Annotated in this window: 20 protein-coding genes and 1 pseudogene; 13 read left to right on the top strand and 8 right to left on the bottom strand. The window is 67.2% G+C overall.

Annotated elements, in window-relative coordinates; all coding sequences use genetic code 11:
- The 3 genes and pseudogenes from AC3WRC_RS14250 to AC3WRC_RS14240 form a co-directional block, all read right to left on the bottom strand.
- Positions 1-188 (bottom strand): annotated as a pseudogene (locus AC3WRC_RS14250) (cell envelope biogenesis protein OmpA); the annotation flags it as partial.
- Between the two features lie 233 nt (positions 189-421).
- Positions 422-889 carry a MaoC family dehydratase gene (locus tag AC3WRC_RS14245; RefSeq protein WP_492304278.1) on the bottom strand — a complete coding sequence of 156 codons (468 nt, stop codon included), beginning with the start codon at positions 887-889 and terminating at the stop codon, positions 422-424.
- 62 nt (positions 890-951) lie between these two features.
- A complete protein-coding gene (locus tag AC3WRC_RS14240) occupies positions 952-1,932 on the bottom strand; it encodes a threonine ammonia-lyase (RefSeq protein ID WP_492304277.1) in 981 nt (326 codons plus the stop codon).
- A 37-nt stretch (positions 1,933-1,969) separates the two neighbouring features.
- Between AC3WRC_RS14240 and glpK the strand changes: the two genes are divergently transcribed.
- Positions 1,970-3,499, top strand: a complete 1,530-nt coding sequence (gene glpK, locus AC3WRC_RS14235) for a glycerol kinase GlpK (protein WP_492304276.1) — start codon at positions 1,970-1,972, stop codon at positions 3,497-3,499.
- Positions 3,500-3,536: 37 nt separating this feature from the next.
- The gene (locus AC3WRC_RS14230) at positions 3,537-4,613 is read left to right on the top strand and encodes a phosphotransferase family protein (protein WP_492304275.1); all 1,077 of its coding nucleotides are present in this window, start codon (positions 3,537-3,539) and stop codon (positions 4,611-4,613) included.
- Here AC3WRC_RS14230 and AC3WRC_RS14225 read toward each other — a convergent pair.
- From AC3WRC_RS14225 to AC3WRC_RS14210, 4 genes are all read right to left on the bottom strand, one after another.
- On the bottom strand, positions 4,610-5,365 hold the full coding sequence (locus AC3WRC_RS14225; protein WP_492304274.1) for a DUF1223 domain-containing protein: 756 nt from the start codon (positions 5,363-5,365) through the stop codon (positions 4,610-4,612). The two genes, AC3WRC_RS14230 and AC3WRC_RS14225, sit on opposite strands and share 4 nt — an antisense overlap.
- A 68-nt stretch (positions 5,366-5,433) precedes the next feature.
- On the bottom strand, positions 5,434-7,647 hold the full coding sequence (locus AC3WRC_RS14220; RefSeq protein WP_492304273.1) for a prolyl oligopeptidase family serine peptidase: 2,214 nt from the start codon (positions 7,645-7,647) through the stop codon (positions 5,434-5,436).
- 162 nt (positions 7,648-7,809) lie between these two features.
- Positions 7,810-9,984, bottom strand: coding sequence for a prolyl oligopeptidase family serine peptidase (locus tag AC3WRC_RS14215; protein ID WP_492304272.1), 2,175 nt, complete (start codon positions 9,982-9,984; stop codon positions 7,810-7,812).
- A gap of 100 nt (positions 9,985-10,084) precedes the next feature.
- A complete protein-coding gene (locus AC3WRC_RS14210; protein WP_112863108.1) occupies positions 10,085-10,879 on the bottom strand; it encodes a potassium channel family protein in 795 nt (264 codons plus the stop codon).
- 40 nt (positions 10,880-10,919) lie between these two features.
- On the opposite strand from AC3WRC_RS14210, the gene dapF reads away from it, so the two are divergent.
- The 5 genes from dapF (at position 10,920) to AC3WRC_RS14185 (ending at position 16,318) form a co-directional block, all read left to right on the top strand.
- Positions 10,920-11,750, top strand: a complete 831-nt coding sequence (gene dapF / locus AC3WRC_RS14205; RefSeq protein WP_492304271.1) for a diaminopimelate epimerase — start codon at positions 10,920-10,922, stop codon at positions 11,748-11,750.
- Between the two features lie 133 nt (positions 11,751-11,883).
- Positions 11,884-14,214: an NADP-dependent malic enzyme gene (locus AC3WRC_RS14200; protein ID WP_492304270.1), complete on the top strand. Its 2,331-nt coding sequence runs from the start codon at positions 11,884-11,886 to the stop codon at positions 14,212-14,214.
- A complete protein-coding gene (gene rsmI, locus AC3WRC_RS14195) occupies positions 14,211-15,083 on the top strand; it encodes a 16S rRNA (cytidine(1402)-2'-O)-methyltransferase (RefSeq protein WP_200918643.1) in 873 nt (290 codons plus the stop codon). The genes AC3WRC_RS14200 and rsmI overlap by 4 nt, the downstream gene beginning before the upstream one ends.
- A gap of 5 nt (positions 15,084-15,088) precedes the next feature.
- A complete protein-coding gene (locus tag AC3WRC_RS14190; RefSeq protein ID WP_492304280.1) occupies positions 15,089-15,490 on the top strand; it encodes a YraN family protein in 402 nt (133 codons plus the stop codon).
- A 12-nt stretch (positions 15,491-15,502) separates the two neighbouring features.
- On the top strand, positions 15,503-16,318 hold the full coding sequence (locus AC3WRC_RS14185; protein ID WP_492304269.1) for a transglutaminase family protein: 816 nt from the start codon (positions 15,503-15,505) through the stop codon (positions 16,316-16,318).
- Here the strand turns inward: AC3WRC_RS14185 and AC3WRC_RS14180 are convergent.
- Positions 16,315-17,571, bottom strand: a complete 1,257-nt coding sequence (locus tag AC3WRC_RS14180; RefSeq protein ID WP_492304268.1) for a UbiH/UbiF/VisC/COQ6 family ubiquinone biosynthesis hydroxylase — start codon at positions 17,569-17,571, stop codon at positions 16,315-16,317. The two genes, AC3WRC_RS14185 and AC3WRC_RS14180, sit on opposite strands and share 4 nt — an antisense overlap.
- Before the next feature lie 673 nt (positions 17,572-18,244).
- Between AC3WRC_RS14180 and AC3WRC_RS14175 the strand changes: the two genes are divergently transcribed.
- The 6 genes from AC3WRC_RS14175 to truB all read left to right on the top strand — a co-directional run bounded on the left by AC3WRC_RS14175 (position 18,245) and on the right by truB (position 24,650).
- Positions 18,245-20,656 (top strand): FtsK/SpoIIIE family DNA translocase, encoded by a 2,412-nt coding sequence (locus tag AC3WRC_RS14175; RefSeq protein WP_492304267.1) that lies wholly within the window; start codon positions 18,245-18,247, stop codon positions 20,654-20,656.
- A 533-nt stretch (positions 20,657-21,189) separates the two neighbouring features.
- The gene (locus AC3WRC_RS14170; protein WP_492304266.1) at positions 21,190-21,873 is read left to right on the top strand and encodes a LolA family protein; all 684 of its coding nucleotides are present in this window, start codon (positions 21,190-21,192) and stop codon (positions 21,871-21,873) included.
- A 54-nt stretch (positions 21,874-21,927) separates the two neighbouring features.
- Positions 21,928-22,479: a hypothetical protein gene (locus AC3WRC_RS14165; protein WP_492304265.1), complete on the top strand. Its 552-nt coding sequence runs from the start codon at positions 21,928-21,930 to the stop codon at positions 22,477-22,479.
- Positions 22,476-23,159: a DUF2459 domain-containing protein gene (locus AC3WRC_RS14160; protein WP_492304264.1), complete on the top strand. Its 684-nt coding sequence runs from the start codon at positions 22,476-22,478 to the stop codon at positions 23,157-23,159. Before AC3WRC_RS14165 ends, AC3WRC_RS14160 begins: the two co-directional genes overlap by 4 nt.
- Before the next feature lie 65 nt (positions 23,160-23,224).
- On the top strand, positions 23,225-23,677 hold the full coding sequence (gene rbfA, locus AC3WRC_RS14155; protein ID WP_055809765.1) for a 30S ribosome-binding factor RbfA: 453 nt from the start codon (positions 23,225-23,227) through the stop codon (positions 23,675-23,677).
- 43 nt (positions 23,678-23,720) lie between these two features.
- Positions 23,721-24,650 carry a tRNA pseudouridine(55) synthase TruB gene (gene truB, locus AC3WRC_RS14150; protein WP_492304263.1) on the top strand — a complete coding sequence of 310 codons (930 nt, stop codon included), beginning with the start codon at positions 23,721-23,723 and terminating at the stop codon, positions 24,648-24,650.
- Positions 24,651-24,711: the final 61 nt, after the last annotated feature.

The raw sequence follows: 24,711 nt of genomic DNA, 5'->3' as shown, positions 1-24,711 counted from the left end.
CAGCCGTCGTTCACTTCCCAGTTCCAGTTGGCGCCGGTCGTGGACGATTCAGCGTTGATATCGTCGATCATGTGGTAGCCGGCGTCGATGGCGCCGTACCAACCATTGGGTTCTGCCGACGCAGCACCAGCCGACAGGGCCAGGGCGGCCGCTGCGCTGGAGGCCAGCACGAAAGTCTTCATACGCATAGGGGGGTATCCCTCCGCCTCTGTTATAGTAGGGGGCGGGTCTACCGCCTACGCGGGTCTTACCAGCCTTGCTGTATAAGGTCGAGGCGGAAACGTGACGGCATCGATCAGCAAAGGCGATACCGTGGCCTTGATGATACAGATGAATTTGGCGTCCACGCACAGAATAGTTAATCTCTAGCCGTTGATGCGTCACAATCTCCCGCAGCGAGACACTCTAACCTATGCGAGTGTCACGGCTCGATCTTTGGATCGACCATCTGCATCCCGAGCCACTCTGCGATCAGCGCCGGCTTGTCGGCCCCGTCGATCTCGACCGTCAGTTCGTGCTTCAGCAACCAGCGTCCGCCGCCCTTGTCGTCGGCCGATAAAAGCTTGAAGCGACCGCGAATGCGTGATCCCGCCGGCACCGGCGCCAGGAACCGCAGCTTGTCGAAGCCGTAGTTCACGCCCATCACGACGCCATCCAGCGGCGCCACCGCGTCATAGCTCATGGCCGACGCGAGGCTCAGGGTCAGGAAGCCGTGCGCGATGGTTCCGCCGAACGGCGTGGCCTTGGCCGCCTCCGGATCGACATGGATGAACTGGTGGTCTTCGGTGCAATCGGCGAAGGCGTCGATACGGGCCTGAGTGACGTCGAACCATTTCGACACCCCAACCTCCTGACCGATCAATGCTTGAAGTTCACTAACCTGGGTCATTGTGGGTTTCCTCAGTTCATTTGATGTGAGGTTGGCCGACCCTTGTCACGAAGAAAAGATCCTCAGCCGCTAAAGCGCCCCTCGATGATCTCGGCATACAGTGTCGGATCGACGTTGCCGCCCGAAAGGACGATGGCCGTCGTCCGTCCTTTCGTCTCGATCTTTCCGGCAAGCAGGGCCGCGAGCGACACCGCGCCGCCTGCTTCGAGGACGATCTTGAGATGGCGGAACGCGAACCGCATCGCTTCCGCGACCTCGGCGTCCGAGACGGTGATCGCCCCCGCCAGCCGTCGATTGATCGGCCAGGTCAGCACGCCCGGCATCGGCGACATCAGAGCGTCGCAGATCGAGGGCGCGCCCTGTGGATGACCGACCCGCTCTCCGGCCGCCAGCGACCGCGCCGTGTCGTCGAAGGCTTCCGGCTCGACCACGAACACCTTCGTCGCCGGACTGCGCTCGGCCATGACCAAGTTGATCCCGGCCATCAGCCCGCCGCCGGAGGCGCCGCACAGCAACTGGTCGAAGGGCGCATCCGCCTGATCCAGCATTTCAAGCGCCGTCGTCCCCTGGCCCTCGATGATGAAGGGATCATCGAACGGCGGCACCAGGATCGACCCGCGCTCGGCGGCGATGGCCGCGCCGATGGCCTCGCGGCTTTCGGTCCAGCGGTCGTAGAAGCGCACCTCGCCGCCGAAGCCGATCACGCCCTCGACCTTCACCCTGGGCGAGTCCGACGGCATGACGATGATCGCCGGCGTCCCGACCATGGCGGCGGCAGCGGCCACCCCTTGGGCATGGTTCCCGGACGAGAAGGCGACGACGCCGCGCGCCTTCTCCTCGTCGGTCAGCCGGCTGATGCGGTTGTAAGCGCCGCGAAACTTGAAGGCTCCGGCGCGCTGCAGGCTTTCCGCCTTCATCATAACCCGCCCGCCGACCACCGCGTTCAGAGCCGGGCTTTCGAGCAGCGGCGTGCGGACGGCGACCCCGTCGATCTGGCGGGCGGCGTCGAGGACGCCTTCATAGCTGGGCACGTGCGTCGTCATATGCTCCCCTTACCCAGGACGCAGCCGGGAGAGAACCATGAGCCTGATCCTCGCCATCGACCAGGGCACGACCTCGACCCGCGCCATCGCCTTCGAGGTCGCGCCTCAAGCAGCGCGAAGCGCGGTAGGCGAAGAAAAAGGGGACCTGAGACCCGTCGCGGTCAGCCAGATCGAGCTGGCCCAGTATTTCCCGAAGTCCGGCTGGGTCGAACATGACGCCGCCGAAATCTGGACCGCGACGCTTCAGACCTGTCGCGAGGTGGTGCGCAAGGCCGGCGGCGTCGCCCGCTTCAACGCCATCGGCATCACCAATCAGCGGGAAACGGCCGTGATCTGGGACGCGGCGACCGGCGAGCCGCTGCATCGCGCCATCGTCTGGCAGGATCGCCGCACGGCCGACGTCACCGCGCGCCTGACCGCCCAAGGCCACGAGCCGAGGGTCCAGACCATGACCGGCCTGGTCCTTGATCCCTATTTCTCGGCGACCAAGTTCGCCTGGCTGCTGGACGCCGTGCCCGGATCGCGCGAGCGGGCGGCGAAGGGCGAGGTCAAGCTGGGCACGATCGACGCCTGGCTGATCTGGAAACTGACCGGCGGCCGGGTCCACGCCACCGATGCGACCAATGCGTCGCGCACGTCTTTGATGGATCTGAGGACGGTCGAATGGCGCGACGATCTGTGCGCCTTGTTCGACATCCCGCGCGAAGCCCTTCCCGGCATCGTCCCTTGCGCAGGTGTGATCGGCGAGAGCGATCCGGCGCTGTTCGGCCAGCCTCTGCCCATTGCCGGATCGGCGGGCGACCAGCAGGCGGCCCTGGTCGGGCACGGGGCGCTGAAGGCCGGGGACGCCAAGATCACCTATGGCACCGGCGCCTTTCTGGTCGCCAATGTCGGCGCGGAGCCCGTGGGCTCGACACGGCGCCTGTTGGGCACGCTCGGCTATCAGGCCGATGGCCAGTCCGCCTATGCGCTGGAGGGGTCGATCTTCTCGGCCGGCTCGGCGATCCAGTGGCTGAGAGACGGGGTCGGGCTGATCTCGGAATCGCGCCAGTCGGAGGCGATGGCGCAGACCCTCAAGGACAACGGCGGGGTCTATATGGTCCCCGGCTTCACGGGTCTGGGCGCACCATGGTGGGAACCAGAAGCGAGGGGGACCATCGTGGGGCTGACACGGGATTCCGGTCCGGCCCATTTCGTACGCGCCGCGCTGGAAGCCCTGGCCTATCAGACGCGCGATTTGCTCGACGCCCTGGCCGCCGACGGCGCCCCGCCGCTGAAGACGCTGAAGGTGGACGGCGGCGTCACCGCAAACAGTTTCGCCATGCAGTTCGTCGCCGACATCTGCGAGGTCGAAGTGGAGCGTCCGGCCTTCCAGGAGATGACGGCCCTGGGCGCCGCGCGCCTGGCGGCCCTGGGCGTCGGCCTGCTACCCGATCTGGAGGCGCGCCCGGCTGAGGCGCCCGCCTGCTGGAAACCACGCATGAAGTCGGACGAGCGCGAGCGTCTGCTTTCCGGCTGGCGTCGCGCGGTGAAGGCCGCCATCATCGCCGCGTCGGACCGGGCGTGAGATCCGGACGGCTCAAGGAAACGACGAGGACCGCCGCATGACCGACGCCGCCCCGCTGGACGCCCAAAGCGCCTTCTCCGGCACGCGCGAGGTCGATCCGCGCTATCGCCTGGACGAGGCGGCGCTGGACGCCTGGATGCGCGCCCACGTCTCGGGATACGCTGGCCCGCTGACGGTGCGACAGTTCAAGGGCGGCCAGTCGAACCCGACGTACGAACTGGTGACGCCTTCGGCCGCCTATGTGCTGCGTCGCAAACCGCCCGGCGTCCTGTTGCCCAGCGCCCACGCCGTCGACCGCGAGTTTCAGGTCATCTCGGCTCTGGCCGCGCAAGGCTTCCCCGTCGCCAAGCCTCATGCCCTATGCCTGGACGAGACCGTCATCGGCTCGATCTTCTATGTGATGGACAAGGTCGAGGGTCGGATCTTCTGGGACTTGAAACTGCCCGGCCTGACGCCCGTTGAGCGGCGCGCCGTCTATGAAGCCCAGACGGACACGCTGGCCCGGCTGCACGCCTTCGATCCGGCCGCCATCGGCCTGGCCGAATATGGCAAGGCTGGAAACTATTTTGCGCGTCAGGTCGGCCGCTGGACCAAGCAGTACCGCGCGTCGGAAACCGAGCCGGTTCCGGCGATGGACCGGCTGATCGCCTTCCTGCCCGACAGCCTCCCGGCTGAGGGCCCCAGCCGCATCGTCCACGGCGACTTTCGTCTCGACAACATGATCCTGGCGCCGGATCGAGCAGAGGTTCGCGCCGTGCTGGATTGGGAGCTGTCGACCTTGGGCGATCCGATGGCCGACTTCTCCTATCTGCTGATCGCCTGGGCTATTCCCGCCAGCCTACGAAACGGCTTGGCTGGGGCCGATCTGGAAGCCTTGGGCATTCCCTCGGTGGAAGAGACGGTCGAACGCTACGCCGCCGCAACGGGGATGCGGCCCGCCAATCTGGACTGGCTCTACGCCTACAACCTGTTCCGTCTGGCCGCTATCTGCCAAGGCATCGCCGGCCGCGTCCGCGACGGCACCGCCGCCAGCGCCCACGCCAAGACCATGGCCGCCCAGGTCGGTCCGCTCAGCGACGCGGCCTGGGGCTTTGCGAAGCAGGCAGGAGCCTAGTCCCTGACCGCGGCGCCCAGGATGCGCTTGTCCGTCTTGCCTTGCACCAGCACCGCCACGGCCTCGCCGGGGCGGGCGGACGGCAGGGCGTAGAGCATCGGTCGACCGCGCCATTCGCCAAGGCGCGTCACGCCGCGTACGACGTTTATGTGCCGCACGGCCTGACCTCGGTTCTCGCCCTGACGGACCTCGACCACCTGAGGGCCGGGCGTGTAGGTCACTGCCACCACCTCGGCGCCGCCGACCGGCGCGCGGCCGGAACCGACGCCGACGCCGGCTCCGTTCTCGCGGAACTCGATCTCGGGCGGCCAGGCCTGACGAACGGCCTCCTGGCCGATGGCGGTTTCAAGTTCGACGCTGCGGGCGCCCGACACCTGACGTCGGCCGTCGATCACGACCTGTGGCGTCGAGACGCCGCGCTGGCGCAGGGCGGCGCGATAGGCGCGCTGGCGCTGAGAAAACTCGGGCCGGGCGAAGGTGTCGGTCCAGCCCAGATAGTCCCAATAGTCGACGCCATAGGTCAGGGCGATGACGCCCGGCTGGGCCGCCGCCTTCTCCACCGCCGCATTGGCTTCGATGCAGCCGCCGCAGCCTTGAGCAGTGAACAGTTCGACGACCACCGGCGGGCCGTTGGCCGTCGCATGGCGCGGCGCAAGCGGCGGACGCCCCGCCGCCGGCTGGGCCGCCGAGGCGACGGACATGAGGGCGCCCGCCATGATCGTCCCCGCGATGATCCAACCCTTGGTGTTCATGCCGTCGTTCTTAGTCCTTGGGCTGCAAGGGAGCGCCTCATATTCGCGTGAGGCTCTCTCCGCTTCATTCAATCCATCAGCTGCTGCGACAGATAGACATAGTGGCGGGCCCAGCGACGGGCGTTGGCGACCGGGTCGGCGTCGTTGGAGTGGCCGCCGGCCGTGTCCTCATAATAGAGGTGGTCATAGCCCATATCGCCCAGACGGGCGGCGAACTTGCGCGCATGGCCGGGGTGGACCCGGTCGTCGCGCGTATTGGTGGTCAGATAGACGCGCGGATAGGGTTGGCCCGGACGGAGCTGCTGATAGGCGGAGTATTTGGCGATCCACGCGGCTTCTTCCGGGATGCGCGGGTCGCCGTATTCGCCGATCCAGGACGCCCCAGCCGGCAGTTCGTGATAGCGCAGCATGTCCACCAGCGGGCTCTCGATCACCGCCGCGTTGAACAGTTCGGGGTGCTGGGTGATCGACACCGAGGTCAGGACCCCGCCGTTCGACCGCCCATAGATGCCCAGGCGACGCGGGCTGGTGATCCCGCGCTGTTCCAGATCGCGCGCTACGGCGGCGAAGTCGTCAAAGGCCTTCTGACGATCGCCGTCCAAGGCCGCCTGGTGCCAGTCGGGGCCGAACTCGCCGCCGCCGCGGATGTTGGCCTGCACGAAGACGCCGCCCCGCTCCAGCCACAGCTTGCCCATCTCGGGCTTGTAGGCCGGGTTCAGGCTGACCTGGAAACCGCCGTATCCCAGCATGACGGTTGGGTTCGACCCGTCCAGCTTCATGTTGCGCGGACGGGTGACGAAATAGGGGATCTTGGTCCCGTCGCTCGAGGTCGCCTCAAACTGTTCGGTCACGTCGCGCGACGCGTCGAACTTGGCTGGCGCTGACTTCAACGGGGTCAGGGTCGCGGCGCCCGCATCGGCCAGGCTGAGGGTCGGCGGGACCAGGAAGCCCTGGGTCGAGACGAACACTTCGCCGCGTGCTTTGGACGAGTCGCCCAGACCGACGGCGAGGTTGTCGGGGACGGTGATGTCGGTCCGCGGCCAGCCCCATTCGCCCCTGTCCTGAAACACAGCAGCTCTGCCCCGAACATTGTCGGTGTAGGACACCACGACGCGATCGGAGAGGACGCGGACATCAGCCACGGCCTGACGCGTCTCCGGCCGGAAGATCATATCGGACGCATTGGTGATGACGATGTCCCCAGCGGCCGTCGCCGGGTGCAGCACCTCCAAAACCTCAGCTAAAAGGTCACCCGCGTTGCGATTCTTGCCGCGTCGCGACCAAGCTTCCTCGGCCGTGAAGACGAGCTTGCCGTTCAGCACCCCGTGGATGGACACACGGGCGGGAAGTTCTAGGCGCACAGGCTGACCATCCACCAACTGCCATGTCTCCGACCGGAAGGTGTCCAGCGGACGGGTGATGATGACGGCCGTCACATTGCCGTCCTTGTCGCGATAGACGGCGGGGCTGACGCCATAGCCGCCATCGCCCTGTTCGCCGCGATAGACCTCGGTCGCCTGGGCCAAGGTCTGGCCGCGCTTCAGCGTCTTGACGATGAAGGGATAGCCGGACTCCGTCATGGTGCCCGCGCCGAAATCGGTGGCGACCAGAAGCGTGTCGCGGTCCAGCCATTCGATGCGGTGCTTGCCCTCGGGCAGGTTGAAACCGCCGTCCACGAACGACTTCGTCGTCAGGTCGAACTCGCGCACGACCACCGCATCCTTGCCGCCGTCGGACAGATTGATCAGGCAGCGGGTGTCGTCCGGCGCCAGGCACTCGGCGCCCTTGAACACCCAGTCCTTGCCCTCGGCCTTGGACAGGGCGTCGATGTCCAGCAACGTCTCCCACTGGGGCGTGGCGGTGAGGTAGCTGTCCAGCGTCGTGCGGCGCCAGACGCCCTTGGGATTGGTCGCGTCCTGCCAGAAGTTGCCGACCCCGTCGCCTAGGAAGCTGGGCGTGGGAATGCGATCGGTGGCGGTCAGGATGGCTTCGGCTTCGGCCCGGAAGGTCTCGTAGCGCGGGTCGCCGGTCAGGACAGCGAGGGACTTGCGGTTCTCCTCGGCGACGAAGGCCATGGCCTGCGCCCCGTCCACCTGCTCCAGCGCCAGATGGTCGTCCGCCGCCGCAACGCCGGCCGGGGTTAGGTTCTGAGGATAACCGGGCGGCGGCCCCATACGCTCGGGATGCTCATCCGCCCGCCACATCGATGATTGCACCGGAGCTGTGGCGCAAGCGCCCAGCAGAAGCGCCGAAATGGAGGCGGACAGGATCAGGTGACGCATTCGAAAACTCCGCAAACTAATCCTCCTCCGCATCGCGGGGGAGGGGGACCGCCGCAGGCGGTGGAGGGGGCTGGACCCAAAAATGGTGCGCGGGTTGGCCCCCTCCACCACTTCGTGGTTCCCCTCCCCCGTTCGCAAGCGCTCACGGGGGAGGATTGAGTTCTATTCCTGCGCCGGCGTGTCCATCAGGCGGCGCGACAGATAGGTGTATTCCAGCGCCAGACGACGCGCGGTTTCGCGCAGGTTGGCCCCGGCCGCGTGGCCGCCATCGACGTTTTCATAAAACAGCACCGGATAGCCCAGCTCTTCCAGACGCGCCGCCGCCTTGCGGGCGTGACCCGGATGGACCCGGTCGTCCTTGGTCGAGGTATGGATGAAGACTTCCGGGTAGGGCTGGCCCGCCCGCAGGTTCTGGTAGGGCGAATACTGCTCGATCCAGGCGCGCTGTTCCGGAATGTCCGGGTTGCCGTATTCGCCGATCCACGAGGCGCCGGCGAGCAGCTTGTGAAAGCGCAGCATGTCGAACAGAGGCACCTGGATGACGGCGGCGTTGATCAGGTCCGGCCGCTGGGTCAGCATCGCCCCCATGAACAGCCCGCCCTGCGAGCCGCCCATGATGCCCAGCTTGGGCTGGCTGGTGATGTCGCGGGCGATCAGATCCAGGGCTACGGCCTGGAAATCCTCATGCGCGCGCTGGCGGTTCTGTTGCAGGGCCGCCTCGTGCCAGCGGGGTCCGAATTCGCCACCGCCGCGCGTATTGGCGATGACATAGACGCCGCCCCGCTCCAGCCACAGCTTGCCGACCGTCGCCGAATAGCCGGGCAGCAGCGAGCTTTCGAATCCGCCGTAGCCATACAGAAGCGTGGGGTTGGAGCCGTCCAGCGGCATGTCCGCCTTATGCACCACGAAATAGGGGATCAGCGTCCCGTCCGCCGAACGGGCCTCGTGCTGATCGACCGTCATGCCGGCGGCGTCGAACTTGGCCGGCATCGACTTGACCTGATCGACCGCGCCGGTCGCGGCATCGGCCAGCCACAGGCTGGAGGGGTTCAGATAGCCGGTGACGCTGACGAAGACCTTGTCGTCCTTCTCCGAGGCCGAACCGACGCCGACCGAAACGTTCTGGGGCAGGTCCAGCGTCGTGTGCGCCCATTCGCCCTGACCAGGGGTATAAACCCGCACCGAGCCGCGCACATTGTCGTACAGGGCGACGACCAGCCGGTTGCGCGTGACGTTGACGCCCTCGATGGCCTGACGCTCGGTCGGGCGCAGCACCAGCTGAGCCGGGGTCGACTGATCGGCGAGCCAGGCCTCCAGCGGCCAGGCGACCAGGTCGCCGGTCTTGAAATCTTGACCCGACGGCGCGGTCCAGTCCTGTTTCAGCGACACCAGAAGCTGGCCCTGGACCAGGCCGGTGATGTCGGACTTGGCCGGCAGTTGAAGCTGCGTCAGGGCGCCGTCGTCGCCCAGCCGCCAGGTCTCGGACGAATAGAAGTCCACCGAACGGTTGATCAGCGTCGCCTTCACCACCCCGTCGGCGTCGCGCAGCGTATAGCCGGACACCGAAACGTCGGTCGGCTGGCCGGTGAACAGGGTCTCGGCCTGGTCGGGCGTCTGGCCGCGCTTCATACGCTTGACCACCATCGGATAGCCCGAGTTGGTCAGGGTGCCGGGACCGAAGTCGCGCGAGATCAGCAGGGTGTCCTTGTCGATCCAGGATGCGCCGCCCTTGGATTCCGGCAGGGTGATGCCGCCGTCGACGAACTTGCGCTCGACCGTGTCGAACTCGCGCAGGGTCACCGCGTCCTTGCCGCCGTTCGACAGGCTGATCAGGCAGTAGCGCTCTTCAGGCTGAAGGCAGGTCGAGCCCTTGTAGACCCAGTTCTGGCCCTCGGCCGCCGCCAGGGCGTCGATGTCGAGGATGGTCTGCCACTCGGGCGTGGCGGTGCGATAGCTGTCCAGCGTCGTGCGACGCCACAGCCCGCGCACATGCTGAGCGTCCTGCCAGAAGTTGTCGATATGGCCGTCGTGGGTGAAGCCAGGCGACGGGATGCGGTCCTGGGCCTGGACGATCTCCAGCGCCTGCTGGTGCAGGGTCTCGTAACGCGGATCGCCTTGCAGGACGGCGAAGGTGCGTTCGTTGTGGGCCTTGACCCACTCCATCGCCCGCTCGCCCTCGACCTCTTCGAGCCACAGATAGGGGTCGGTCGCGTCGCTGGTCGCGAAGCCGCCGGATGCGGGGGCGGGTGAGGAGGCGGAAGTCTGGGCCATGGATACCGAGGTCAGGCTGGTGGAGGCGAGAAGCGTCGCAAGCGCGACGGCGGAAGCACGGATCATGGACAGGTCCCCGAAAACGAAGCCGGCACCTTAACGACGCCTTCCCGTGCGGCAAGCCGTGCGATCTTACCGTTTTGTCACACCGGCGGGACGCGCCGCCTCATCCCTCGTCGGGAATGCAAAGCAGATTGCCGCACGCCTTGCAGTGGACGGCGTCAGGGTCGTGGTTCTGCAGGCCGCAGCGATCGCAGGGGAAATGCACCTTGTGCGGTCGGATCAGGGCCTGGGCCAGGCGCAGGAACAGGGTGATGCCGACCAGCATGACCGCGATGGACAACAACCGCCCCCACGGCCCCGGCAGGGTGACGTCGCCAAACCCGGTCGTCGTCAGAGTAGCCACCGTGAAATACAGCGCATCGACATAGCCGGCGATGCCGTCGTGCCCCCTGAAGGTCGCATAGACGAAGCCGGTCGCCACGAAGACGAAGGTGATCAGATTGGCCAGGGCGCGGGCGATCCCTTCGACCCGCGTATCGTCGAACCGCGCCCCCACGGTGCGCCAGAAAAAGTCCGAGTTCAGCAGGGTCCACAGCCGCAGCATTCGCAGGAAGCCGAGATTGAAAAGCCAGGCCGGAAACAGCAGGGTCGCCAGCACGAACAGGTCGACCCAGACGATCGGCCGCTTCAGCCAGTCCTTGATGTTGGCATAGGCATAGGCCCGCGCAGCCAGGTCCAGGGCCAGGATGGCGGCGATGAAATAGTCCAGCGCATAGAAGGCCCAGCCCATGTTCTTCAGGATGGGCGCCGCAAGGAAAAAGCCGATGATCGCCAGGTCGATCACGATGACGGTCAACCGGAACCGCACCGCCGGCGGTTGACTGCCGTGATACAGGTATCGCAGCCGGGCGCGCAGTCGCAGGCCGTTGTCCTTGGGGTCGGTTTCGGTCTGGGACACGCTGGTTTCCGCGACGCTGGGTTGGGCCTATATGGCCTGCATGACCCGTCCTTTCGTCAAGATGAACGGTGCCGGCAATGACTTCGTCGTCGTCAATGCGCTGAAACAGCCGTTCGCTCCCGGCGAGGACCAGATTCGTGCGCTGGGCGACCGTCAGACGGGCGAAGGCTTCGACCAGCTGATCGCCATCGAACCGTCAGACACGGCCGACGCCTTCATGCGGGTGTGGAACGCCGATGGATCGATGGTCGAGACCTGCGGCAACGCCCTGCGCTGCGTTGGCTGGCTGTTGATGCAGGCGAACGCGTCGGACCGCGTGGTGATCGACACGGCGGGCGGCCCGACCACCGCCACCCGCGCCGGCGACCACCGTGTGACCGTGGACATGGGCAAGCCTCGCCTGGACTGGACCCAGGTGCCGCTGGCCGAAGAAATGGACACGCGAGGGATCGAGCTTCAGGTCGGGCCGATCGACGCGCCGCTCCTGCACACGCCCGGTGCCGTCTCCATGGGCAATCCGCACGTGGTCTTCTTCACCGACCGCCAGGACGACGGCTTCGTCACCGGATCCGGTTCGTTGGTCGAGCATCACCCGCTATTCCCGCAAGGGGTCAATGTCGGCTTCGCAAACGTGCTGGACCGGGATCATATTCGCCTGCGGGTCTGGGAGCGGGGCGCAGGCCTGACCAAGGCGTGCGGCACGGGCGCCTGCGCCGCCCTGGTCGCCACGGCGCGGCGCGGCCTGACCGAGCGCAAGGCGACGGTGGTCGTCGATGGCGGCGAACTGGTCATCGACTGGGATGCGCAGACCGATCACGTCCTGATGACCGGGCCGGTGGAGGTCGAGCGCACGGGCGTGCTGGCGATCTGACGGCGTTGACGCTGACGCGCAGGTAAGTCTCCGGGCCGATTGCGCAGGCTTCCTCCGCGTCAAGGGTTGGCGCGGCCCGTCCCAGCCTCTAGGACACGAACGGTTAGAGCCACGCCGACGCCCTGGACGACCGATGCCCGATCAGACCGAAAAGCAAACCTTCTCCGACGACGAAGCGCTGGACTTCCACCGCATCCCGACGCCGGGCAAGATTTCCATGGCGCCGACCAAGCCGATGGCGACCCAGCGCGACCTGTCGCTGGCCTATTCGCCGGGCGTGGCCGTGCCGGTCCTGGCCATCGCCGCCGATGCGGACAGGGCCTACGACTATACCTCAAAGGGCAACCTGGTCGCCGTCATCTCGAACGGCACCGCGATCCTGGGCCTGGGCAATCTGGGTCACATGGCCTCCAAGCCGGTCATGGAGGGCAAGTCGGTCCTGTTCAAACGGTTCGCCGACGTCGACAGCTTCGACATCGAAGTGAAGACCACCGATCCGGACGAGTTCATCACCGTCGTCAAGAACATCGGCGACACCTGGGGCGGCATCAATCTGGAGGACATCAAGTCCCCCGAATGCTTCGTCATCGAAAGCGAGCTTCAGGACCTGCTGGACATCCCCGTCTTCCATGACGACCAGCACGGCACCGCGATCATCTCGACCGCCGGCCTGATCAATGCGGTCCATATCGCCGGCAAGAAGCTGGACGAGATCAAGGTCGTACTGGCCGGCGCCGGGGCGGCGGGCCTGTCCTCCATCGCCCTGATGAAGGCCGCGGGCGTCAAGGCCGAGAACACTGTGATCTGCGACCGCGACGGCGTCGTCTACAAGGGTCGCGACCACGGCATGGACCAGTGGAAGGCCGCCCACGCGACCGACACGCCCCTGCGCACCCTGGCCGAGGCCATGGTCGGCGCCGACGTGGTGCTGGGCCTGTCGGCCAGGGGCGCGATCACCAAGGAGATGGTCGCGTCGATGGCGCCCAATCCGATCATCTTCGCCATGGCCAACCCCGATCCCGAGATCACGCCCGAGGACGTCAAGTCTGTGCGTTCCGACGCCATCATCGCCACGGGCCGCTCGGACTATGTGAACCAGGTCAACAACGTCCTGGCCTTCCCCTATCTGTTCCGAGGCGCGCTGGACGTGCGCGCGCGCCGCGTGAACCACGAGATGAAGATCGCCTGCGCCCAGGCCCTGGCCGCCCTGGCGCGCGAGGACGTGCCGGACGAGGTCGCCGCCGCTTATCGCGGACGCAAGCTGAAGTTCGGCCCGGACTACATCATCCCGACACCCTTTGACCCGCGCCTGATCTGGTACATCCCGCCCTTCATCGCCCAGGCGGCGATGGACACCGGCGTGGCCCGCGTCCAGATCGAGGACATGGACGCCTATCGTCACGCGCTGCGTTCGCGCGTCGATCCGTCCGCCGCCCTGATGCAGAAGATCAGCTCGGCCGTGCGCGGCGGGCCGAACAAGCGCGTCGTCTTCGCCGAGGGCGAGGAGCCGGCCGTCATCCGCGCCGCCTGGGGCTTCAAACAGGCCGACCTGGGCACGCCGATTCTGGTGGGTCGCGAGGATCTGATCCGTCAGAACGCCGCCGAGGCCGGTCTGAACTTCGACGAGCTAGGCATCGAGATCACCAACGCTCGCGTCTCCGACCACAATGTCGAGGACACCGACTGGCTGTACGAAAAACTGCAGCGCCGGGGCTATCTGCGCCGCGACGTGCAGCGGATGATCAATCAGGACCGAAACTATTTCGCCGCCACCCTGGTCGCCAAGGGCCGGGCCGACGCCATGGTCGCGGGCGTGACCCGCAACTTCAACATGGCGCTGAAGGAGGTCCAGCGCGTGCTGGATGTGGACGACACCCTGATCGGCCTGTCGATCCTGCTGGCCAAGGGCCGCACCCTGTTTGTCGCCGACACCACCATTCACGAACTGCCGAACGCCGAAGAGTTGGCCGACATCGCCGTCAAGGCGGCCGATACGGTCAGGAAGCTGGGCCGCAATCCGCGCGTGGCCTTCCTGTCCTATTCCACCTTCGGCAACCCGCCCGGCGATCGCGCCGAGAAGGTGCGCGAGGCGATCCGCATCCTGGACAAGAAGGGCGTCGATTTCGAATACGAAGGCGAAATGCCGCCGGAAGTCGCGCTGGATCCCAAGGGGCATTCGGCCTACGCCTTCAACCGCCTGACCAAGCCGGCCAACGTCCTGGTCATGCCCGCCATCCATTCGGCCGCCATCTCGACCAAGCTGGTTCAGGCCCTGGGCGGCGCGACCGTGATCGGTCCGCTGCTGGTCGGTCTGGAGAAGCCGGTGCAGATCGTCAGCTTGGGCGCCTCGGTCAGCGAGATCATCACCGCCGCCACCTTCGCCGCCTATGACGCCGGTCCCGCCTTCCAAGGCTCGGGCCTGACCTCGGCGCCGCGTCCCCCCGCGGCCGTGGTCGAGCGTTGAGCGAACCCTCGCCCTTTCCCCCCGCCGCCCCGCCGCCCCGGCGGGTGGAGCCGGGTCTCTATCTGGTCGCCACCCCGATCGGCAACCTGCGCGACATGACGCTGAGGGCGCTGGACGTACTGGCCGCCGCCGATCTGGTGCTGGCGGAGGACACCCGCGTCACCGCCAAACTGCTGAGCGCCTATGGTCTGAAGGCGAAGCTGGAACGCTGCGACGATCATGCGTCCGGCCGCGCGGCCGAACAGGCAATCGAACGGTTGCGTGAGGGGCAAGTCGTGGCCCTGGTTTCGGATGCGGGCACGCCTCTGGTCAGCGACCCCGGCTTCGTCGTCGCCCGCGCGGTGATCGCTGAGGGCCTGCCCGTCCATCCGATCCCCGGCGCCTCGAGTCTGCTGGCCGCCCTGTGCATCGCTGGCCTGCCGGCCGACCGGGTGCTGTTCGCCGGCTTCCTGCCGCCCAAGACGGCCGGCCGCACCGCCGCGCTGGAAGGCTTGAAGAGCCAGCGCCAGACGCTGGTCTTCTTCGAAAGTGGGCCGCGCCTGAAGGACAGTTTGACCGACATGGCCGCCGTGCTGGGGCCGCGCCCCGCAGCCGTCGCCCGCGAGCTGACCAAACTCTATGAAGAGTGCGTGCGCGGGACGCTGGACGACTTGGCCGTCGATCCGCGCCTGGACGCGCCCAAGGGCGAGATCGTCGTGGTCGTCGGCCCCGGCGAAGAGGTTCAGGCGACCGAAGCCGACGCGGACGCCGCCCTGATCGACGCCCTTCAGACCCTGTCCACCGGCGACGCCGCCTCCGAGGTGGCCAAGGCCCTGGGTCTGAACCGAAAGACCCTGTATCGCCGGGCGCTGGAGCTGAAGGGCAAGTGAAGCGCCTGTCTCGTCCCGCGCCGGTCCGTCGCCCCAAGGCGGCGTGGCGTCAGGCGAAGGGCGGGGCGGCGTTCAAGTCCGGTCATGCCGCCGAATGGATCGCGGCCTTGTGGCTGATCCTGCGCGGCTATCGCGTTCTCGGCTTCCGTCTGAAGAGCCGGGCCGGCGAGATCGACCTGCTGGTCTGTCGCGGTCCGGTGCTGGCTGTGGTCGAAGTCAAGCGCCGTGCGACGATGCAGGCGGCCCTGCTGGCGCTGAAGCCGGTCCAATACGATCGGCTGATCGCGGCGGGCGAGGCGATCCGGCGCAATCGGCCGGGCCTGCAACGTCTGGAATTGAGAATTGATATGGTGGCGCTGGCTCCTTGGCGCGTTCCACGTCATCTTCGTGGCGTCGAGAGGCGCTGACGAGGGGATCGCATGACGCGCGAGGAGGCCGAGGCCGTCCTGACCGCCGCCGGTCAGGCCGAAGACGACGCCTTTCCCTTGCTGGAGGCGGCGATCGCCTGCGCCATCCATGACCATCCCTTGCGTGATCCCGAGCCTGTGCGCGCTCTGGCCCGCAACGCCTGCGAGAGTCTGAAGGAGCGGATCGGCGGCGAAGGTCCCGACGAGGCTCTGGCCGAAACCCTGTGCGCCGACCTGCGGCTGAACGGCGACCTGATCCATTACGACCATCCCGACAACACCGACATCATCGCAGTCGCCGAGCGACGGCGCGGCCTGTCTGCGGTGCTGGCGGTCTTCTATCTGCACGCGGCGCGCGCGGCCGGCATCACGGCGGCTGGCGTCGATTTTCCCGGCCATTTCATGGTTCGCGTCGAGACGCCGGAAGGTCCCGTCGCCCTGGATCCGTTCAGCCAGGGGCGGCTGATCCTGCCCAGCGAACTGACGCGGCGCGCGCTTCGCGCCGGTCTGATGCCGCACGTCGCGGATCGGCTGGATATCCTGATGGCGCCGGTGACGGATCGTCAGTCGCTGATCCGGCTGCAGAACGTGCTGTTCAGCCGCGCCATTCGCGGTCGGGATTATGAAGGCGCGGAGCGGTCGGCCCTACGGCGCGCCCTGCTGGATCCGGAGGATCACCGACCGTGGCTCGATGTCGCCTCGGCGCGTGAGAAACAGGGGGCGCTCGCCGGCTCGCTTCAAGCCCTGGCGCGCGCCCAAGGTCTGGACGGCGTCGAGGAGGCGCGGCGGTTCACGACCTTCGAACGCGTGCGGATGCAGTTGAACTAGACGACGGCCTCGCCGCGCAACAGGCGAGGCAAGTCGCCCGTCGCTCCGCCCGCCTCCTGCATGAAGGCGCGGCGCAGGGGACCGATCCGATTGACCGCCGCCATGCCCAGGTCGCGCGCCAGACGCACCGGTGCGATGTCGTTCGAAAACAGGCGTACAAAGGCGTCGAAACCCGCCGCCAGGGCCGCATTGTCGAACCGGCGCCATCGCGCATAACGCTCCAAGACGGTTTCCGACCCGATGTCCTCGCCCAGACGCGCAGCCTCGGCCAGAACCTCGGCCAGAGCGGCCGCATCCTTCAGCCCCATGTTCAGCCCCTGGCCGGCGACCGGATGCACGCCGTGCGCGGCGTCCCCGATCAGGGCGATGCGCGGCGCGATCAGCTTTTCGGCCAAGCTGAGCGACAGCGGATAGACGAAGCGCGGACCCTCGACGGTTGCCCCATCTAAAAACTCCCCGAACCGCAGCATCAGATGGGCGTGGAAGGCGTCGTCCGAGGCGTCGCGCAGGGCCTCGCCCCGCCGCGTCGTCTCGGTCCAGACCAGGCTGGCGCGCTGATCCGTCAGCGGCAGAATGGCGAAGGGGCCGCTGGGCAGGAAATATTCGTGGGCGACATTGCCGTGGTCGCGACCCAGCCGCACCGTGGCCACGACGCCGCTCTGGCCATAGCCCCAGCCGACCGTCTCGATCCCGGCGGCGCGACGCACCGTCGATCCCCGCCCCTCGGCGCCGACGACCAGCGGCGCGATCAGGGTCGATCCATCGGCCAGGGTCACGGTCGCCTTGCCCGCATCGGTTTCGACCTTGGCGACGGTCGCCGGCGCCCGCACCGCGATGCCCGCGCATGTCACCGCCTCGGCCAGGGCCGCGCGGATGCGGCGGTTCTCGACCATATAGCCCAAGGGCTCGCCGCCGGTACGGCCGCCGATTTCGTCGGCGTCGAAGCGCAGGAAGGCGGGCGAGGCGGACCGGCTGGCCGCGCCCGGGCGACGCCCGTCCGTCACCAGAATATGGTCCATCCGGCAGGCGTGGGGACGCAGGGTTTCGCCTAGGCCCAGCGCGTCCAGCATGCGGAACGTCGAAAAGGCGACGGCGGTCGAACGCCCGTCGAAGGTCGGCGCCAACTGGTCGCTGAACGGCTGCGGATCGACCATCACGACCTTCAACCCGCCTTGCGCCGCCGCCAGGGCGAAGGCCGCCCCGGTCAGCCCCGCGCCGGCGATGACGATGTCGTAGCGTTCGGTGTCAGCCATGGAAGGCTTGTCGCGCCGTCGCGGCCAAAGGTCCAGAGGACGATTTGTCAGGGTCGCGACGCCTTGGCCAATCGCGTACAGTAGCGCTTGTAGTGGTCAGCGGCCGCCCCCGGCCCAGGCGCCTTGAAGGTCCGGCCGTCGGATGAAACCGTGACAACATCCGCTCTGGCCAAGGCCTGGAACCAGTTGGGCTCAAAGTAACCTTCACCAATGGTGGCCGATCCAATACCGCTAGATGGATCTCGCAAAGCCGTGTCCGATGAAAAGGTGGTGTTGCCAGCGGTGATATTCACCCGCCCCGCGCGCGCCAGGTCGCCGCGCAACTGCACAGCCCCACGCCGTCGATCACGACACGTCATGACGATATACGGGACGCCTTGTCCTGCGGAGGTCGTTCGGACGATGGAAAGGCTACCGGCCGCGCCGTGAGCAAGCTGCCATTCGTAGGTCCTGCCGTTCACCTGAAACGCTTGGCGTTGAGGGGCGCGATCTACGGGCGGCGAGCACCCGACAAGAGCGGCGACCGAGGCAGTAAGGACAATCCCAGGCTTCATATCGGGCAATCTGTCATGCCGATCTCTCTCAGTCCAAGGCCAAGCTGGTAAATGCGCTCTTAACCCTGACGATGCGACAAAGGCGGCCGAACGTCAGCCGCCGGAAGGTTCGACCCTTCATGTCCACCGCCCTCGTCATCGGCCGTCAGGCCTGGATCAGCGCCCGCATCCTGTGGGACGCGCCCTTCGTGGTGCGGTTCAGGGGGGTCTTGCAGGCCCTGCTGGCGACCTTGCTGCTGGTCGCCCTGGTGTCATGGAATCCGTCAGACGCCAGTCTGAATGCCGCCTCCAGCCTGCCGACGACCAACTGGCTTGGGACGAACGGGGCCCTGTTCGCCGACCTGTTCATGCAATCGCTGGGCCTTGCGGCCTGGCCCGCCGCCCTGCTGCTGGTCGCCTTCGGCCTGGCGCGCGCGGTCGGCGATGCGATCCAGCAAAGGCTTAAGCCCACGCCGTTGAAAGCCCTGGCTGCGACCGGCGGGGTGCTGCTGCTGTCCAGCGCGCTCGCCGCCCTGGCCGCGCCCGCCGCCTGGCCGCTCGCCGCCGGTCTGGGTGGTCTGTGGGGCGATGCGCTGACAGGCCTGGCGGCGCGCGGTCTCGGCGCCCTGCATATCCCCGGCGGCCGCATCATTGCAGGCCTCGTCTTCCTGGTCGCTGGGCTGTGGCTGGTCGGTTTCGCCATCGGCCTGCGCGCCATGGATTTTCTGGACGCCCTGCACTGGGGCAAGTCGCTGCGCGCACCCGCGCCGCCTCAGCCTAAGCCCCAGGCCGCCCGCGAAAAGGCGCCTGCCAAGGCCCGAGCGCCCCGCGCCGCGCCACTGGAAGAGCCTCCGCTGGCCCCGATCTATGCAGAAGAGCCGCCTCAGACCGCCTATGATGACCTGCCGCCTTGGGAGGACGACGCCGTCCAGCCCGCGCCCCGCCCCTCGGCCGCCCGCCCGGTCGAGCCGCGCGTCGCCGCGGTCAAGGCGCCCAAGGCCCGCAAGGACGACGTGGACCAGCAGGCCTTCGACTTCGTGCGGCCGGAAGGCGATTTCGACCTGCCGCCGCTCGGCATCCTGACCAAGCCGGCCCAGCGCGTCGGTTCGGTGGACGAGGACTCCCTGAAACAGAACGCCAAGATGCTGGAAGGCGTGCTGCAGGAGTTCGGCGTGCGCGGCGTGATCGACCAGATCCGTCCCGGCCCTGTCGTGACGCTGTACGAACTGGTGCCCGCGCCGGGCGTGAAGCACGGCCGCGTGGTCGCCCTGGCCGACGATATCGCCCGGTCGATGTCCGCCCGCGCCTGTCGTATTTCCGTGGTCCAGGGCCGCAACGCCATTGGCATCGAGCTGCCCAACGCCAAGCGCGAGACCGTCTATCTGCGCGACCTTCTGGCCAGCGCCGAATACGACAAGAAGGGCCATCTGCTGCCCCTGGCCCTGGGCGAGACCATCGGCGGCGAACCCTATGTCGCCGACTTGGCGCGCATGCCTCACCTGCTGATCGCGGGCACCACCGGCTCGGGCAAGTCGGTCGGGGTCAACGCCATGATCCTGTCGATCCTGTATCGCCACAGCCCGGCCGAATGCCGCTTCATCATGATCGACCCCAAGATGCTGGAGCTGTCGGTCTATGACGGTATCCCGCACCTGCTGGCGCCCGTCGTGACCGATCCGAAGAAGGCCGTCGTCGCCCTGAAGTGGACGGTGCGCGAAATGGAGGATCGCTATCGCCGCATGTCCAAGCTGGGGGTGCGCAACATCGCCAGCTACAACGAGCGCGCCCGAGAGGCCCAGACCAAGGGCGAGCATTTCGAACGCACGGTCCAGACGGGCTTCGACGACCAGGGCCGCCCGGTCTATGAGTCCGAGAAGATCCGCCCCGAACCCCTGCCCTTCCTGGTCGTCGTCATGGACGAGATGGCCGACCTGATGTTGGTCGCCGGAAAGGACGTCGAGGGCGCGGTTCAGCGTCTGGCCCAGATGGCCCGCGCCGCCGGCATCCACCTGATCATGGCCACCCAGCGCCCGTCGGTGGACGTCATCACCGGCACCATCAAGGCCAACTTCCCGACCCGCATCTCCTTCCAGGTCACGTCCAAAATCGACAGCCGCACCATCCTGGGCGAACAGGGCGGCGAACAGCTGCTGGGCCAGGGCGACATGCTCTACATGGCCGGCGGCGGGCGCATCACCCGTCTGCACGGCCCGTTCGTCGACGACAAGGAAGTCGAGGACGTCTGCAAACACCTGAAGGCGCAGGCCGAGCCCGACTATCTGGATCTGATCACCGACGAACCGGACGGCGACGGCGACAACGGCTATGACGAAGGCGGCGGCGGAGGCTCGGGCGACGACCTGTACGACCGCGCCGTGGCCGTGGTCACCCGCGACCGCAAGGCCTCGACCAGCTACGTCCAGCGTCGGCTCCAGATCGGCTACAACCGCGCCGCCTCCCTGATCGAGCGGATGGAGCAGGAAGGCGTGGTCAGCCCCGCCAACCACGCCGGCAAGCGCGACGTCCTGGCCGGCCCGCCGCCGATGGTGTGACGGTCCACAGATTTTTTTCTCAACCAATTTGACTTAGACGCAGAATCGAGTCCGCACGCCTTGAATCTCGATTCGAATCAGACGACCCTAAGCACAATAAAAAAAGGGGCGACCCCGAAAGGCCGCCCCAAGTCTACCAGAGTATTCCTAGCCTCGCGGCCAGGAGCGGTAGTGGGCGGTAACCCACTCCGTCTTGCCGTAGCGGAGTCGAACATAAGCGTGAACGAACACGTTTTTTTCGACTTCCGCGCGGTTTGCGGACACCATCTAAATCACCCCCTTTCGCTAAACGGCCGGATTGCCGCGCCGCAACAGCTCACCGCGCCGTAGCCGAAAGAGAGAATCAGACGATTTCCGTCGATATGTTGTGCGTGTTTGCGTCGCCACGTCAACTCATAGTGGTTGGGAACCATTAGCGATGAACAGGGCTTCATCGCAGCGCCGGAATATGGTCAGGCTCGCGTCATTCCGACGCCAAGCCGACCGGGCAAGACGGCAGGATCGACAACCATCCCGAACGGGAGACGAACTTCATGACCTCGCGCGCCAAGACCGTGGCTATGGCCACCTCCGACCTGCACCGCCGCAGCCTGCTGCTGGGCGCCGGCCTGACGACCGGCCTAATCGCGCTGGGCGCCTTCGACGCCGCCCACGCCCAGTCGAACCTGTCGGCCGAGGACCGCGCCGTGGTTCAACAGGCGCAGGGTTATCTGCAGGCCCTGACCTCGGCGCAAGGGACCTTCACCGAAACGGGCCCGAACGGACAGACGCGCCAGGGCCGCTTCTATCTGCAGCGTCCGGGCAAGATGCGGTTCGAATACACCAACCCGGCCGGTCTGCTGGTCGTGTCGGACGGCTATAACGTCAAACGCTACGACCCGCGTCTGAACAGCTTCCAGCAGGTGCCGCTGGGTCGCACCCCGCTGTCGACCTTCCTGGCGCGCAATGTGCGGCTGGATCAGGGCGTGCGCATCGAGCGCGTGACCCGGATGGCGTCCGGCGCCTTCGCCATCACGGCGCGGGATTCCAACCGCCCGAACGACGGTCAGGTCGTGCTGGCCTTCGCCGGCAATCCGATGCGTCTGCAAGAGTGGACCATCACCGATCCGCAGGGCGCCCGCACCCGGACCCAACTGACCTCGCTGCAATCGGCGTCCGGCCTGTCGGCGCGCCTGTTCCAGCTCAGCGATCCGACCCGTCGTCCCGGCCGCAACTAGGGCTTTCGGGGGCGGGTGACCATTCCTCAACCCCTGTTCCCCTAGACTGGCCGCATGAGCGCGACCGCCCCGCCATCCGGCGTCCCATCGCTGAAATGGATCGCGGCGGTCGGCGCGGGCGCCTTTGCTCTGTTCATGCTGGGCGCCTTGGTAGTCGAACCGGCTCTGAACCGCCTGATCGCGCCGACCGACCTCTCCACCAGACCTCGCGTGTCCGGACAGGTCGAGGTCGGGGAGGTCGTGCTGTCCGGGCGCTATGTCGCGACCAATTCCGACATGACGCTCGATGTGGACGGCGGCGCGCTGAGCACGACCACGGGCGGCCGCCTGACCTCGGCGCCGCATCGGCTGGTTCAGGCGGATCAGCCGGCCAGCGTCTCCAGAAGTTTCGCCGACGCCATGGCCGTGCCGCCGATGGCCCAGATCGAGGTGCGGCGCGTTACGTCTGACGAAGACACGCGGCTGTGCGCCGGTCATCCCGTCGGATGGCTGGCGCTGGCCGTGCGGCGCGACGGCTTCGTACTGATGCCGGTGCGACAGGGACCGCCGCCGGGCGCCCTGTTGGCCGACGACCGCCTGTGCGCCGTCCTGGACCTCAGCCGATGATGCGAGCCTTGGTGCTGGCGGCGCTGGTCGGACTGGTCGCCGCGCTTATGACCTGGACCCGGCCGGGCGCGGAGGATCGTGCGGCGGCGGATACGGTCGTCATTCAGGTGCTCGACAACGGCTTTCATACCGATATCGCCGTGCCGCGCGCCGCGCTTGAACGCCGTGGCGGTCCTCTGGCCAGTGCGGTTCAAACCTTGGGGCCCGGCGACTGGATCCTGATCGGCTGGGGCGATGCGAAATTCTACGTCGATCAGCGCCCGATTTCGGATCGGTTGCCGGACGGGGCGCGCGCCTTTCTGCATCCCGGCAATCGATCGGTGCTGATGCTGGCCCCTCGTCGAGAGGATCCGCGGCTGGCCTATGGCGAAGACAGCGCCGCCCTGACCCTGAGCCGCGCCCGGTTCGAGCGTCTGGCCGCGCGGATCGAGGCCTCGCTCGATCTGTCGAACGGCCGGCCGCGCATCGCAGCCCTGCGGCCCGGCGACGACGCGCGCTTCTTCGCCAGCCGCGAGACCTTCTCCATCCTGCATCTGTGCAATCACTGGACGGCCGGCGTCCTGAACGCCGGTGGCGTGGCCATTCGTCCAGTGCCGGCCATCACCTCGGGCGAGGTGATGCGCTCGGTTCGGGCCGCCGAACGGGCGCGAAAACTGGACAGACCTCCGCTGCGGGACTAGACCGCCCGACTTTCGCCTATCCGGCCGGGTCCGATCCCCAGCGGGCGAACAAGAAGGAGAGGCCGATGGCCCACAAGCAACACACCCGCAACGCCTCCGGCCCCGCCGGACCTAGCCAGCGCCAGCTGCGCGCCGGCGAGCTGATCCGTCACGCCCTGGTCGACATCCTGCGCGAGGAGGATATCCGCGACGAGGCCCTGGCCGGGGTGTCCATCACCGTGACCGAAGTGCGCCTGTCGCCGGACCTGAAACACGCCACCTGTTTCGTCGAGCCTCTGGGCGCCGGCGTCGAGGCCGCGCCGACCAATGGCCATGAAAGCGAGATCATCAAGGCGCTGAACGTCCACGCCAAATTCGTGCGCGGCCAACTGGGCCGTCGGCTGGATATGAAGTTCACGCCCGACCTGAAGTTCCGCCACGACGAAAGCTTCGACGCCGCCAGCCACATCGACCGCCTGTTCGACGACCCCCGCGTCCGCGCCGACCTGGAGCGCCGCGACGACGAGGGCGATCAGTGATCCTCCGGCCTCAAGTAGCGCGAAGCGCGGTAGGCCAAGCATAATGGCTCGCAAGAAGAAGGGCGACATCGTCGACGGTTGGGTCTGCCTGGACAAGCCGTTCGAGATGGGATCGACCGAGGCCGTCAGCCGCATCCGTCGCCTGTTCAACGCCCAGAAGGCCGGTCACGCCGGAACGCTCGACCCGCTGGCCAGCGGCATCCTGCCCATCGCGCTCGGCGAGGCGACCAAGACCGTGCCGATGATGATGGAGGCGCAGAAGGTCTATCGCTTCACCATCAACTGGGGCGTCTCGACCGACAGCGTGGACCGCGAGGGCGAGATCATCGGCCGCTCCGACGTGCGTCCCACGGTCGATCAGGTGAAGGCCGCCCTGCCGGCCTTCGTCGGCGAGATCGACCAGACGCCGCCGCGCTTTTCCGCGATCAAGGTGGACGGCGCCCGCGCCTATGACCTGGCCCGCGACGGGGTGGAGTTCGAGCTTCAGGCTCGCCGCGTGACCATCCATTCCGCCGAGGTCAGCGACGCGCCCGACGCCGACCACGTTGAAATCACAATCCGCACCGGCAAGGGCGTCTTTGTGCGGTCGCTGGCGCGCGATCTGGCTGCGGTTCTGGGCGCCGAGGGTCATGTCAGCGCCCTGAGACGCGAGCGGGTTGGCCCGTTCACCACGCAAAACGCCGTCACTCTGGATTCTCTGGAGGAAATGGTGCATAGGGGCGCCGCCTCGGAAGGCTTGCTTGCCGTCGCGACCGCTCTGGACGACATCCCGGAACTGGCCGTGAATGAACAGGACGCCTTCTCGCTTCGGCAGGGACGCCCGATCGTTCTGCTCCCCCGTCAGGTGGAAACCCTCAAGGATCGTCTCACCGGCGGTTCGCGCACGGTTTCAGCCTTTCAGGGCCAGACCCTCGTCGCTCTGTGTCAGTTGCGGGCCGGCCGGCTAGAACCCGACCGCGTTTTCAACCTCTAGGCCCGCGCCATCCGGCAAGGGCCGAGACCCCACGGCCTCAAGTAGCGCGAAGCGCGATAGG

The sequence above is a fragment of the Brevundimonas sp. EU05-FHT14B07 genome, assembly GCF_058790795.1.
The sequence above is the reverse complement of the archived record's forward strand: the minus strand, read 5'-3'. Positions and strand labels throughout refer to the sequence as shown.